Here is a 13321-nt window from a genome sequence, read left to right on the forward strand (position 1 = left end):
GATGAGGCCGAGCGTGTCCGGGGTGTGTGACACGATGAGGACACAGCCGACCGCCGAGGAGGCGTCATCGTGACCGCGTACCCCGCCTGGACGCCGGCCTCGCGCGCCGGGATCGTTCCGCTGCATCCGTACGGGTTCGGCACCATCCTGGGCCGCTCGTTCGTGGCGCTGCGCCACAACCCGCGCGTGCTGCTGGGCTTCGCCCTCGTCGTGCAGACCGTCGCCTACGTCATCGTCACGGCGGCCATCGCCGGGGTGGCGGTCGCGAGCTTCTCGCGCCTGGACACCCTCGTCGAGGGCAGCGACGCGTTCGATGCCGTCCTGACCGGGTCCATCGCCCTGACGGGCGTCGCCGCCCTGGTGCTCGGGGCTCTCGCCGGCGCTCTCGGCATCCTCGTCCAGGCCGTCGTCGTCACCGAGGTCGCCTCCGCGGTCGTCGCCGAGAAGCCGACGCTGCGCGAGGCGTGGCTGCGGGTGCGCCCCGTCTTCTTCCGCCTCCTCGGCTACGCCCTGCTGACCCTCCTGGCCTCGGTCGTCGTCCTCGCGATCCTCGGCGGGATCGCGGTCCTCGCGGGCTTGGCGGTCCTCCCGCTCGGGATCGTGCTGGGCGTCCTGTTCGCCCTCGGACTCATCCCCCTCTACGCCTGGCTGTCGACCAAGCTCTTCCTCGTCCCCTCCGCGATGATCCTCGAGGGCGTCGGCATCCGGCGCGCCATCGCGCGGTCCTGGGTGCTGACGCGACGGCGCTTCTGGTCGACGTTCGGCGTGATCGTCGTCATCTCCCTCGCCTTCGGCTTCGTCGCACAGGTCATCTCGATCCCGCTGAGCCTGCTCTCGGGTGGGATCTCCGCGATCATCGCGCCGACCGCAGCCGAGAACCCCAGCGCGATCGTGGCGTTCGTGGTGATCCAGTTCGTCGGGCAGATCGGCATCCTGCTGGTCCAGTGCATCGCGGTCGTGGTCCAGTCGACCTCGGCGGTCCTGGTGTACGTGGACGCGCGGATGCGCGTCGAGGGTCTCGACCACGACCTCTCCGTCTACGTCGAGGCGCGCGACGCGGGGGCGGCCGCACTGCCCGACCCCTACCGCGCCGGCATCGGCCGCACGATCGCGCCCGCTCCGGCGTGGGGGACGCCGCCTGCTCCGGGGTGGCCCGCGCCACCCGCCGGCGGCGCGGCCTGGCCCGCGCCGACCCCGACGACGGCGGCGCCGCCGACCGCGTCGCCCGCCACCACGCCCGCACCCCCCGCGGCCGCACCGCCGCACCCGCCCGTCCCGCCGTCCGATCCGACCGCATGGGCGGCCCCCGGCGGCCCGCCCGCGGGTTCGTGATCACGGCCCTCCGGGCGCTGGTGAGCGCCGTCCCGCTGCTCCCCGACCCGGACGAGGCCCGGGAGTGGGCCGAGCGCGAGCTCGCCGACCCGGTCTACCGCGCCGCCGAGCCGACGCCCTTCGACCGGGCGGCGCGGGCGGTCCTGGACTTCCTGGAGCGGCTGTTCACCGCCCCGGTGTCGGGCGACTGGGGCCCGTGGGCGTTCGTCGTGCTGGCCGTCCTCGTCATCGCCGCGATCATCGTGGCGCTGCTGATCTGGGGCCGTCCGCGCGTCACCGCCCGGGCCCGCCCGGCCGCGCGCGCCCTCTTCGACGAGGACGACGGACGGTCCGCCGCCGAGCTCCGCGCCGACGCCGCGGCGGCGGCCGAGCGCGACGATTGGGACGCCGCGACCGTGCTCCGGTTCCGCGCGTTCGCACGCGGACTCACCGAGCGCGGCATCGTGGACCCGCCGCCCGGCGCCACGGCGCGCGCGTTCGCCCGGTCCGCCGGCGACGCGCTCCCCGCGCTCGGCTCGTCCGGGCTCGCCGCGGCGGCGGTGTTCGACGACGTGCGGTATCTCGGACGCCCCGGCACGGCCGACGCCTATGCCCTCGTCCGTCGCCTCGACGAGACCGCCGTGGCATCCCGCGTCGGAATCCCGGATGCCGGGGCGGTCGCGCCGTGACGTCTGTCGCCGCAGCTCCCCTCCGGCGTCGCCGAACGGCGATCGGGTGGATCGCGCTCGTCGCCGTCCTGGCCGTCGTCGCACTCTTCGGCACGACCCTGGTGTTCGGCGGGTGGACGCAGCGCGATGCGCTCGACCCCGACTCCCCGGCGCCCGACGGCACCCGCGCCGTCGTGCGCCTCCTCGAGCAGCAGGGCGTCTCGGTCACCGTCGTCCGCGATCTCGCCGCCGCCGAACGCGCGCTCGACGCCGCGCCGAGCACGCTCGTGATGCGCGATGCACCGATGCTCAGCGACGCGGCACTGCGCCGCCTCACCGCGGACGCGGGCGACGTCGTGCTCGTCGAACCGCGCTCCCGCAGCCTGGACGTCCTGCTGAACGGTTCCGCGCTCGGACACGTCCTCGAGGATCGTTCGACCCCTCCGGCGTGCGACGTTCCCGCCGCCCGGGCCGCGGGCTCGGCGCACGTGGGCGAGCTGTACGTGCCCGGCGACGGCGTGACCGGCTGCTACCCGACGGACGGCGGGTTCGGCGTCCTCGTCCACGACCAGGGAGACAGGACGGTCGCGGCGGTGGACGGACTGTCCGTCCTCACCAACCGGGCCCTCCCCCTCGACGGCGACGCCGCCCTCGCCCTCGGTCTCCTCGGGCGCGCGCCGGCGCTCGTCTGGTACGTGCCCTCCCTCGCCGACGCCGACACCGGCACCGCCGTCCCCACGATCGGCGAGCTGACCCCCGGGTGGGTGACGCCGGCGATGGTGCTGCTGCTGATCGCCGGGCTCACGGCCGCGGTGTGGCGCGGACGCCGGTTCGGGCCGCTGGTGACCGAGCGCCTGCCGGTGACGGTCCGGGCGAACGAGACGACCGAGGGACGAGCCCGGCTCTACGCCGCCTCCGGGGACGCCGCCCACGCCCTCGACGAACTGCGCCGTGCCGCCCGTCGCCGGCTGGTGCGGCTGCTCGGCCTGTCGGCCCGGACGCCCGCGGAACAACTCGCGGACGCGGTGGCCGAGCGGCTCGGGACCGACCGCGCGATCGTGCGCGGCATCCTGATCGACGACCTCCCCCGCACCGACCGCGAGCTCGTCGCGGCCAGCGACCGACTGCGCGATCTCGAGACGAGCGTCCGCGCGACACTCCGAACGGAAAGGACCCCCCGATGACCGACAGTCCTCTCGGCTCCCCCGACCACGCCGCTCCCGCACCCGCGTCGGACGCGCCGCGAACGGGGGCCGACGACGCGGCCCTGCGTCAGGCGATGCACCGTGTGCGCACCGAGGTCGGCAAGGCCGTCGTCGGCCAGGACGGCACGATCACCGGACTGCTCATCGCTCTCCTCTCGCGCGGCCATGTGCTCCTCGAGGGCGTGCCGGGCGTCGCCAAGACCCTGCTCGTGCGGTCCTTCAGCCGGGCGCTCGGCCTCGACACGCGACGCGTGCAGTTCACCCCCGACCTCATGCCCGGAGACGTCACCGGTTCGCTCGTCTACGACGCCCGCTCGGGGGAGTTCGAATTCCGCGCCGGACCCGTGTTCACGCACGTGCTCCTCGCTGACGAGATCAACCGCACGCCCCCGAAGACGCAGGCGGCCCTGTTGGAGGCGATGGAGGAACGCCAGGTCTCGTCCGACGGCGTCAGCCGTCCGCTTCCCGACCCGTTCCTGGTCGCCGCGACCCAGAACCCGGTCGAACACGAGGGCACCTACACGCTCCCCGAGGCTCAACTCGACCGCTTCCTCCTCAAGCTCGTGGTCGATCTGCCGGATAGGGATGCCGAAGTCGACGTCCTCCGCCGCCACGCGGGCGGGTTCGATCCGCGGCGCCTGGGCGAGGCCGGAGTGGATGCCGTCGTCACGGCGCCGGAGATCCTCGCGGCGCAGCGCGCGGCGGCATCCGTCGCCGTCGCCGACGACGTGCTCGGTTACCTCGTCGATCTCGCCCGGGCCACGCGGCAGAGCCCGTCCGTGCTGCTCGGGGTGAGTCCGCGCGCGTCGACCGGACTCCTCGCCGCGGCGAAGGCGTGGGCGTGGCTCGGGGGCTACCCCGCCATCACGCCCGACCACGTGCAGACGATGCTCGTGCCCGTGTGGCGCCACCGTATCCGGCTGCGACCCGAAGCCGAGATCGAGGGCGTGTCGGTGGATGCCGTCCTCACCTCGGTCCTGCAGCAGACGCGCGTTCCGCTCTGATGCACGTCACCGGTCGTCTAGCCCTGCTCGTCGCCCTCGGCGTCCTCCCGCTGATCCTGCTCACCTCCGCGGGGGCCGGACCCTGGACCGTCGTCGGTGGCTGGCTCGCGGGGTGCGCGGGACTGACGGCGGCCGACGTCCTGCTCGCCGCGAGCCCCCGCGCGATCGAGATCACCCGGCGGCTCCCCGAACGCGCTCTGCGGGATGAACCGGTCGCGGGAGAAGTGCGGGTCCGCAACCTGGGCCGACGGATGCTGCGCGCCCGCGTGCGCGACGCATGGCAGCCCACGGCAGGGGCCCCACCCGAGCGGCTGCGATTCGTCGTGCCGCCGGGCGAGCGTCGAGGTGCCCCGCTGCCGCTGCGTCCCCGGCGTCGCGGCGAGCTGCGGAGCGAGTTCGTCGTCGTGCGGTCGGACGGGCCGTTGCGCCTGGCCGGGCGGCAGGCGACGATCCCGGCACCGGCGAGGCTGCGCGTGCTCCCGCCCTTCACGTCGCGGCGGCATCTGCCCTCGCGTCTGGCGCGTCTGCGCGAGCTCGACGGCAACACGACCCTCCAGGTGCGCGGTGCCGGAACGGAGTTCGACAGCCTGCGCGAGTACGTCCGCGGCGACTATGTGCGCTCGATCGACTGGCGCGCCACGGCGCGCGCGGGAACGACGATGCTGCGCACCTGGCGGCCGGAGCGCGACCGGCACGTCGTGATCGTCATCGACACCGGCCGAACGGCTGCGGCGCGGGTGGGCGACGGCACCCGGCTGGACGCCGCGATGGAGGCGGCACTGCTCCTCTCCGCCCTCGCGGTGCGGGCGGGCGACCACGTGCACCTGCTGATGTTCGACCGGGTGACCCGGGCCCGCGTCACCCGCGTCGACGGCTCGGGACTGCTTCCCGCACTCGTGGACGCGATGGCGCCCGTCGAACCGCAGCTCATCGACACCGACTGGGATGCCGCCTTCACCCAGGTGCGCGGTCTCACGCAGCGCCCGGCTCTCGTCGTGCTGGTGACAGCCGCCGACGATCCGGAGGCGGCGCGCGCGTTCCTCGCGTCCCTCCCCGCCGTGGCGGCGCGGTCGCGCCTGCTCGTGGCGACGGCCACGGACGGCCCCGGCGAGGCACCCGAGCTCGACGACGCCGCCGCCGTGTACGCCGCCGCGGCGGTGGAGCGTGCGCGGTCCGACGCCGATCGCGTGCGCGAGGCCGTCGTGAGGGCGGGCGGCGATGCCGTCTCGGCCTCGGCCGACGAGCTGCCCCCGCTCGTGGCCGACCGGTATCTCGCGCTCAAGGCGGCCGGGCGACTCTGATGACGCCGGTTCCCCGCCGCGGGTCGAGCCGCGCAGCGCGCGACGACACCGTCGCGGCCCCGTCGGGACGGCGACGAACTCGGCATCCGCTGGCGTAGCACACACTCCCCATGCAGCCGGTCGCATACGTCGCGGCTTATCCTGGGGGGTACCCTTCCAGCCGCCGGCGTGTCCCTCCGCGCGCGGCTCGGCCGTCTACGCACAGGATGCGGGAGCTCTCTTGCCAGGAAACGCCACCACTCGCTTCGACGATGTGGCCCTCGTCTCGGTGGCCAGCGTGCTGCCCAGCCGCGTGACCACCTCCGACGACATCGAAGAGAGGCTGGCGCCGGCCCTGTCGCGACTGAAGCTCAAGCCCGGACTTCTGCGACGCGTCGCGGGAGTGGTGGAGCGGCGCAACTGGGCCGAGGGAGAGTCATCCGACGAGGCGACGATCGCCGCGGGCAAGCAGGCGCTCGCCGAGGCGGGAGTCGATCCGAGCGAGATCGGCCTCATCATCAACACCTCGGTCACCCGCAAGCACCTCGAGCCGTCGGTGGCGGTGCGACTGCACCACGGGCTCGGGCTGCCGAGCTCGGCGATCAACTTCGACGTCGCCAACGCCTGCCTCGGATTCATCAACGGGATGAGCCTGGCCGCCGGGATGATCCAGTCCGGCCAGGTCAAGTACGCCCTCATCGTCAACGGCGAGGATGCCGACGAGATCCAGGTCAACACGATCAACCGCCTCGTGCGGGAGGACCTCGACCGGGATGCGTTCATGCAGGAGTTCGCGTCGTTGACGCTCGGCTCCGGCGCGGCCGCCGCGGTGCTCGGCCGCGCGAGCGACCACCCCGAGGGCCACCGGATCGTCGGGGGCGTGACGCGCGCCGCGACCCAGTTCTACGACCTCTGCGTCGGCAGTGTCGACGGCATGTTCACCGACGCGAAGGCTCTGCTCAAGGGCGGTCTCGACCTCGTCGTCTCGGCGTGGAAGGAAGCCCGGGGAGAGTTCGCCTGGACGGGCATGGACCGGTACATCACGCATCAGGTGTCGTCGGTGCACACCTCCGCGATCGTCCGGGCCGCCAAGCTCGACCGGGGCCGCGTCCCCGTCACCTACCCGCACCTGGGGAACGTGGGGCCCGCCTCCATCCCGATCACCCTGGCCGAGGAGCAGAAGACCCTGCGCCGCGGCGACCGCGTGCTGCTGATGGGAGTGGGCTCCGGGCTGAACACCGGGATGCTGGAGCTGGCCTGGTGACGGTCACCGGCCTGTCCGCGACCCTTCCCCCGGCCGGGCTCCCCGGCCTCGACCCCGCCCTGTCGCGCCTCGTCGAGGTGGAGGGCACCGCGGCCGACGTCGGCCACCGTCGCACGTGGCACATCCTCGACACCGGCGACGCGCTCGCCGATCGCGGGATCGTCGCGCAGGGAACGATCGTCGCGGTGCACGGCAACCCGACCTGGTCGTACCTGTGGCGCGCGCTCGTGAACGCGTCCCTCGCGCGGGCCGAGGCGGGGGCTCCCGCGTGGCGCGTCGTCGCCGTGGACCAGCTGGAGATGGGCTTCTCCGACCGGACCGATCTGCGGCGTACGCTCGCTCAGCGCATCGCCGACCTCTCCGGCCTGATCGAGGCCCTCGGCATCCCGGGTCCGATCGTGACCATCGGCCACGACTGGGGCGGGCCGGTGTCGCTCGGCTGGGCCGTGCGCAATCCCGCGCGCCTGGCCGCCGTCATCGCGCTCAACACCGCCGTGCACCACGCGGAGGACGCGCCGCTGCCGTTCCCGCTGCGAGTCGCGACCGCGCGCGGCGTGCTCGCCGCGGGCACGACGGGGACGACGGCGTTCCTCGACACGACGCTCGCCCTTGCCGACCTCGACCCCGCGGTGCGCGCCGCGTTCCGCGCACCATACGCCACCGTGGCGCGCCGACGGGGCGTCGGGGGATTCGTCGCCGACATCCCGGCCACGGCGGACGACGAGAGCACCCCGGCGCTGCGGAGCCTTTCGGCAGGGCTGCGCGACCTCGACGTCCCCGCCCTTCTGCTGCGCGGCCCGAAGGACCCGGTGTTCCTCGAGGCGCACCTCGACGACCTCGTCGACCGGCTGCCGCACGCCGACGTCCACCGCTTCGAGGGCGCGGGTCACCTGATGGCCGAGGAGCGCCCCTACGCCGACGCGGTGCTCGACTGGCTCGATCACCGCGTCTCGGCCGGCGTGGATGCCGCGTCCCCGGCGCCCGTCGACGACACCCCGGCGCCCGCGCCCCTGTGGGCGGCCCTCCAGGCGCGCCGCGCGGACGACGACGTCGCGGTCATCGACATGGCCACCGGCTCCGCCGACGCCCCGCTGCGGGTGAGCTGGCGACAGCTCGCCGCCCGCGTGGACGAGCTCGCCGCGGGTCTCGACGTCCTCGGCGTCCGCGCGGGCGACCGCGTCTCGCTGCTCGTCCCCCCGGGCCCCACGCTCACCGCCGTGCTGTACGCGTGCCTGCGCATCGGCGCCGTCGTCGTCGTGGCCGACCGGGGTCTCGGCATCCGGGGACTGTCCCGTGCGGTGCGCGGCGCCGTGCCCGACGTGGTGATCGGCGAGGTCGCGGGGCTCGCGGCCGCGCGCGCTCTCGGCTGGCCGGGACGCCGCATCGCGGCCGCGGCCCTCCCCGCCGCCGCGATGCGCACCCTCGGGGTCGAGGCGAGTCTCGCCGACATCGCCCGGGCGGGCCGCGGTCGGACGCTCCCCGTCCCACCGGACGCCGACGCGGATGCCGCGATCCTCTTCACGTCCGGGTCCACGGGACCCGCGAAGGGCGTCGTGTACACGCATCGCCAGCTCTCGTCGCTGCGGGACGCGCTCGCGGAGCACTTCGACGTCGGCCCCGACACCGGACTCGTGACGGGCTTCGCCCCCTTCGCGCTGTTGGGCCCGGCCCTCGGCACGCGTTCGGCGACCCCCGACATGGACGTGTCCGCGCCGCGCACGCTCACGGCATCCGCGGTCGCCGCCGCCGTCCGAGCCTCGGACGCGGGCATCGTCTTCCTCTCCCCCGCCGCCGTCCGCAACGTCGTCGCGACCGCCGACGCGCTGGGGTCGGACGAACGGGCGGCGCTCGACCGCGTGCGCACGTTCCTGTCCACGGGGGCGCCGGTCGGGACCCCCCTGCTGCGCCAGGCGCAGCGCCTCATGCCGAACGCGACCGCCCACACGCCGTACGGGATGACGGAGTGCCTGCTCGTCGCGGACGTCACGCTGCCCGAGATCGAGGAGGCCGACGCCTCCGCCGATCGCGGCGTGTGCGTGGGGGCGCCCATCGGTCGGGGCCGCGTCCGCATCGCGGCGCTCGACGCCCGGGGGCGCGCCACCGGAACCCCCACGACCGACGCCGGGGTCACGGGCGAGGTCGTGATCAGCGCGCCGCACCTCAAGCGCGGCTACTTCCGGCTCCACCTCACCGACCGCGAGGCAACACGCGACCTCGACGACCTCCGGGGCCGGTGGCATCGCACGGGCGACGTCGGCCACCTCGACGGGGCCGGACGGCTCTGGATCGAAGGGCGGCTCCCCCACGTCATCACGACGGCCGAGGGCCCGGTCACGCCGGTCGGCATCGAGCAGGACGTCGAGGCGGCACCCGGTGTCGTCCGCGCCGCCGCCGTCGGGGTCGGTCCGGTCGGACGCCAGGTGATCGCCGTGGTGATCGAACGGGACCCGGCCGTGCGGCGCCCGGGCGTGGCATCCGCGGGTCTGACCGAGGTCGTGCGGGCCGCGACCGCGCTGCCGATCGCGGCCGTGCTCGCCGTGCCCGCGCTGCCGACGGACATCCGCCATAACTCCAAGATCGACCGCTCGCGCCTCGCGCGGTGGGCCGAGCGCGTGCTCGCCGGCGAGAAGCCGACGGCGCCGTGAGAGTCCTCGCCACCGGCGCGTCCGGCTTCCTCGGTCGCGCCGTCGTCCGCGCGCTGCAGGACGCCGGCCACGAGGTCCGGACGCTGCAGCGGCGCCCGTCGGGGGTGCCCGGCGCCGAGGACCGCCTCGGCTCGGTGACCGACCCGGATGCCACGGCCGCCGCCGTCGACGGCGTCGACGCCGTCGTCCACCTGGCGGCGAAGGTGTCGCTCGCGGGCGACCCGGGCCAGTTCCACGCCGTCAACGTCGAGGGGACGCGGACGCTCCTCGACGCCGCCGCAGCCGCCGGGGTCACGCGCATCGTGCACGTCTCGTCGCCGTCCGTCGCCCACGCCGGGCACGCGCTGGCCGGCGTGGGCGCCGAACCCGCCGACCCGCTCGGCGCCCGCGGCGAGTACGCCCGCACCAAGGCCCGGGCCGAGCTGCTCGCCCTCTCGCGCGCCGGCGACTCGGCATCCCTCGTCGCGATCCGCCCGCACCTCGTCTGGGGTCCCGGCGACACGCAGCTCATCGCGCGCGTCGTCGACCGCGCCCGTCGCGGCCGGCTGCCGCTGCTCAACGGCGGCACCGCCCTGATCGACTCCACCTACGTCGACAACGCCGCGTCCGGGATCGTCGCGGCCCTCGAACACGTCGACGACGTCAGCGGACGCGCGTACGTGCTGACCAACGGCGAACCGCGACCCGTGGGCGACCTGCTCGCCGGGATCTGTCTCGCCTCCGGCGTGCGCCCGCCGCGGTTCAGCATCCCCGCCGGGCTGGCGCGCGCGGCCGGCGGTCTCGTCGAGCGCGTGTGGGCCGTCCGCCCCGGCGCCGATGAACCGCCGATGACCCGGTTCCTCGCCGAGCAGCTCTCCACGGCGCACTGGTTCGATCAGACAGAGATCCGGCGCGACCTCCGGTGGACGCCCGCCGTCTCGATCGACGAGGGCCTGCGCCGTCTCTCCCGCGCGTAGCCTCCCTGCGCGCCGCACTCTGCTGCGCGCCGCACCCCCCTCTCCCCGATAAACGCGATCCACGACGAGAAACGCCACGGCATCCCGTTTCTCGCCGCCAATCGCGTTTATCGCGCTGGTGCGGCGTCGCTCCGGCAACGGCAGCACCGGAACAGCGGCCGAGACAACGGCGGAAGGCCCGCCCCACGGGGGACGGGCCTTCCGGCGGATGTTGCGGGCACAGGGCCGCGCGGCGCGGGACTCAGACCAGGTCGAACCGGTCGAGCTCGGTGACCTTGCGCCACGCGGCGACGAAGTCGTGCACGAACTTCACCTTCGCGTCGTCGGAGGCGTAGACCTCGGCGAGCGCACGGAGCTCCGAGTTCGAGCCGAACACGAGGTCGACGCGCGTGCCGATGCCGACCTTCTCGCCCGAGCCGTCCTTCGTGCCCTCGAACGCGTGCTTGCCGGAGTCCAGCGGCTTCCACGTCGTGCCGAGGTCGAGGAGGTTCACGAACACGTCGTTGGTCAGCGCACCGGGGGTCGCGGTGAACACGCCCCAGTCCGAGCCGTCCCAGTTCGCGCCGATCGCGCGGAGGCCACCGACGAGGACCGTCGTCTCGGGCGCCGTGAGCGTCAGCAGGTTCGCCTTGTCGAGCAGCAGGTACTCGGCGGGGAGCCGCGTCTCGCGCGAGGCGTAGTTGCGGAAGCCGTCGGCGATCGGCTCGAGCCAGCGGAACGAGTCGACGTCGGTCTGCTCCTGCGTCGCGTCGGTGCGGCCCGGGGTGAAGGGCACCTCGACCTCGACGCCACCGGCCCGCGCGGCCTGCTCGACGCCGGCGTTGCCGGCGAGCACGATCAGGTCGGCGATCGAGACCTTCTTGCCGTCCGCCGCCTGCGCGTCGAACTCGGCCTTGATGTTCTCCAGGACCGAGAGCACGGATGCCAGCTGCTCCGGGTTGTTGACCGTCCAGCTCTTCTGCGGCTCGAGGCGGATGCGCGCGCCGTTGACGCCGCCGCGCTTGTCGCTGCCGCGGAAGGTCGAGGCCGCAGCCCACGTCGTGGTGACCAGCTGCTGCACCGACAGGCCGCTGTCGAGGATCCGCTGCTTCAGCGCCGCGGCGTCGGCCGCGTCGATGAGCGGGTGGTCGACCGCGGGCACGGGGTCCTGCCAGTCGAGCACCTCGGCCGGGACCTCGGAGCCGAGGTACCGGGCGCGGGGTCCCATGTCGCGGTGGGTCAGCTTGAACCACGCGCGGGCGAAGGCATCCTGGAACGCCGCCGGGTCCTCGGCGAAGCGACGCGAGATCTTCTCGTACGCCGGGTCGACGCGCAGCGCGAGGTCGCTCGTGAGCATGCGCGGCTCGCGGCGGCCCTCGGAGTGGGCGAGAGGAACGAGGCCCTCGCCCCCGCCGTTGACGGGACGCCACTGGTGCGCGCCGGCGGGGCTCTGGAAGAGCTCCCACTCGTAGGCGAACAGGATGTGGAAGAACTCGTTGTCCCAGCGGGTGGGGTGGTAGGTCCACGTGACCTCGAGTCCGCTCGAGATCGTGTCGTCGCCCTTGCCGGAACCGAAGTCGCTCTTCCAGCCGAAGCCCTGGTCCTCGATGTCACCGGCCTCGGGGTTGGGGCCGACGTGGCTGTCGCTGGCCGCACCGTGCGTCTTGCCGAAGGTGTGTCCGCCGGCGATGAGGGCGACCGTCTCTTCGTCGTTCATGGCCATGCGGCCGAACGTCTCGCGGATGTCGTGCGCCGAGAGCTGCGGGTCGGGGGTGCCGTTGGGGCCTTCGGGGTTGACGTAGATGAGACCCATCTGCACGGCGGCGAGAGGCTTCTCGAGGTCGCGGTCACCCGCGTAGCGCTCGTCGCCGAGCCAGGTGGTCTCGGGACCCCAGTACACGTCGTCGTCCGGCTCCCAGACGTCGGCGCGTCCACCGGCGAAGCCGAAGGTCGGGAAGCCCATGTCCTCCAGCGCGACGTTGCCGGCGAGGATCATGAGGTCGGCCCACGAGATCGACTGCCCGTACTTCTTCTTGATGGGCCAGAGGAGGCGGCGGGCCTTGTCGAGGTTGACGTTGTCGGGCCAGCTGTTCAGCGGCGCGAACCGCTGCATGCCTGCACCGGCTCCGCCGCGGCCGTCGGTGACGCGGTACGTGCCGGCGCTGTGCCACGCCATGCGGATGATGAGGGGGCCGTAGTGACCGAAGTCGGCGGGCCACCAGTCCTGCGACGTCGTGAGCGCCTGCTGGATGTCCTCCTTCACGGCATCCAGGTCGAGGGCTTCGAACGCGGCGGCGTAGTCGAAGTCGGCCCCCAGCGGGTCGCGCTTCTCGTTGTTCTTCGCGAGGATCTTCACGTTCAGGCTGTCGGGCCACCACACACGGTTGGCCGACCCGCGGGTCGGGTGGGGCAGGGCGCCGGCCGGCTCGCTGTCGGCGGGGGCTTCGCCCACCGGCAGCCGGTTGTCGTCGGGGGCGGCACCGTCGTGGAAGACGGGGCACCCGTTCAGAGCGTCGCTCATCGGGATCCTCTCGGTTTTTCGGCTTCGTTCGATGCTCGACAGTCGGGACAGACGCCCCAGAACGTCACCTCGGCGGTCTCGATGAGGAAACCGCTCCCCTCCGGCACGTGCAGGCACGGTGCGGCACCCACGACGCAGTCCACGTCGTCGACCCGACCGCAGCCGGTGCAGACGACGTGATGGTGGTTGTCCCCGACCCGCAGCTCGAACATGCCGGGGTGTCCGGCGGGCTCGATGCGCCGCGCCAACCCCGCGTCGGCGAAGTCGCCGAGGGCGTTGTAGACCGACTGCATGCTGGTTCCGGGCAGGGTCTCCCGGATGGTGTCGAAGACGTCGTCGGCGGTGGCGTGCGGGCGGGAGCGCAGGGCCCCCAGGACCGCGACGCGGGTCGCGGTGACCCGCAGCCCCGCGCCGCGCAACAGCGCGTCCGCGGTGGCATCCGTCCGATCATCGAGCATGCTTCCACCCTACGTAGTTTTGAGTGAATC

Annotated in this window: 10 protein-coding genes; 8 read left to right on the forward strand and 2 right to left on the reverse strand. The window is 73.9% G+C overall.

The genetic code is table 11. The features are described from left to right. The first annotated feature begins 69 nt into the window (after positions 1–69). The 8 genes from CSIV_RS05560 (at position 70) to CSIV_RS05595 (ending at position 10333) form a co-directional block, all read left to right on the forward strand. On the forward strand, positions 70–1332 hold the full coding sequence (locus CSIV_RS05560) for a glycerophosphoryl diester phosphodiesterase membrane domain-containing protein (RefSeq protein WP_077050412.1): 1263 nt from the start codon (positions 70–72) through the stop codon (positions 1330–1332). Next, entirely contained in the window at positions 1296–2000 is a 705-nt protein-coding gene (locus CSIV_RS17995; RefSeq protein ID WP_139340610.1) for a DUF4129 domain-containing protein, read from the forward strand. The genes CSIV_RS05560 and CSIV_RS17995 overlap by 37 nt, the downstream gene beginning before the upstream one ends. Then, positions 1997–3163, forward strand: coding sequence for a DUF4350 domain-containing protein (locus tag CSIV_RS05570; protein ID WP_077050413.1), 1167 nt, complete (start codon positions 1997–1999; stop codon positions 3161–3163). The genes CSIV_RS17995 and CSIV_RS05570 overlap by 4 nt, the downstream gene beginning before the upstream one ends. Then, entirely contained in the window at positions 3160–4188 is a 1029-nt protein-coding gene (locus CSIV_RS05575; protein ID WP_442922940.1) for an AAA family ATPase, read from the forward strand. The genes CSIV_RS05570 and CSIV_RS05575 overlap by 4 nt, the downstream gene beginning before the upstream one ends. Further along, on the forward strand, positions 4188–5489 hold the full coding sequence (locus tag CSIV_RS05580; protein ID WP_077050414.1) for a DUF58 domain-containing protein: 1302 nt from the start codon (positions 4188–4190) through the stop codon (positions 5487–5489). Before CSIV_RS05575 ends, CSIV_RS05580 begins: the two co-directional genes overlap by 1 nt. Before the next feature lie 220 nt (positions 5490–5709). Further along, complete coding sequence (locus CSIV_RS05585; protein ID WP_077050415.1) at positions 5710–6732, forward strand: 3-oxoacyl-ACP synthase III; 1023 nt, start codon at positions 5710–5712, stop codon at positions 6730–6732. Next, positions 6729–9377 carry an alpha/beta fold hydrolase gene (locus CSIV_RS05590; RefSeq protein WP_077050416.1) on the forward strand — a complete coding sequence of 883 codons (2649 nt, stop codon included), beginning with the start codon at positions 6729–6731 and terminating at the stop codon, positions 9375–9377. Before CSIV_RS05585 ends, CSIV_RS05590 begins: the two co-directional genes overlap by 4 nt. Next, positions 9374–10333: an NAD-dependent epimerase/dehydratase family protein gene (locus tag CSIV_RS05595; protein WP_077050634.1), complete on the forward strand. Its 960-nt coding sequence runs from the start codon at positions 9374–9376 to the stop codon at positions 10331–10333. Before CSIV_RS05590 ends, CSIV_RS05595 begins: the two co-directional genes overlap by 4 nt. A gap of 241 nt (positions 10334–10574) precedes the next feature. Here the strand turns inward: CSIV_RS05595 and katG are convergent, their stop codons facing one another. Both katG and CSIV_RS05605 read right to left on the reverse strand, forming a co-directional pair. Beyond that, complete coding sequence (gene katG, locus CSIV_RS05600; RefSeq protein WP_139340611.1) at positions 10575–12833, reverse strand: catalase/peroxidase HPI; 2259 nt, start codon at positions 12831–12833, stop codon at positions 10575–10577. Next, a complete protein-coding gene (locus tag CSIV_RS05605) occupies positions 12830–13291 on the reverse strand; it encodes a Fur family transcriptional regulator (RefSeq protein WP_077050417.1) in 462 nt (153 codons plus the stop codon). Before CSIV_RS05605 ends, katG begins: the two co-directional genes overlap by 4 nt. Positions 13292–13321: the final 30 nt, after the last annotated feature.

This window comes from Microbacterium sp. CSI-V, from assembly GCF_001984105.1.
In the GTDB taxonomy this organism is placed as follows: Bacteria; Actinomycetota; Actinomycetes; order Actinomycetales; family Microbacteriaceae; genus Microbacterium.

Bases quoted from the DNA above. Each gene is read 5' to 3' on its own strand.
- katG (WP_139340611.1), bottom strand. From the start codon at position 12,833: ATGAGCGACGCTCTGAACGGGTGCCCCGTCTTCCACGACGGTGCCGCC.
- CSIV_RS17995 (WP_139340610.1), top strand. From the start codon at position 1,296: ATGGGCGGCCCCCGGCGGCCCGCCCGCGGGTTCGTGATCACGGCCCTC.
- CSIV_RS05580 (WP_077050414.1), top strand. From the start codon at position 4,188: ATGCACGTCACCGGTCGTCTAGCCCTGCTCGTCGCCCTCGGCGTCCTC.
- CSIV_RS05575 (WP_442922940.1), top strand. From the start codon at position 3,160: ATGACCGACAGTCCTCTCGGCTCCCCCGACCACGCCGCTCCCGCACCC.
- CSIV_RS05605 (WP_077050417.1), bottom strand. From the start codon at position 13,291: ATGCTCGATGATCGGACGGATGCCACCGCGGACGCGCTGTTGCGCGGC.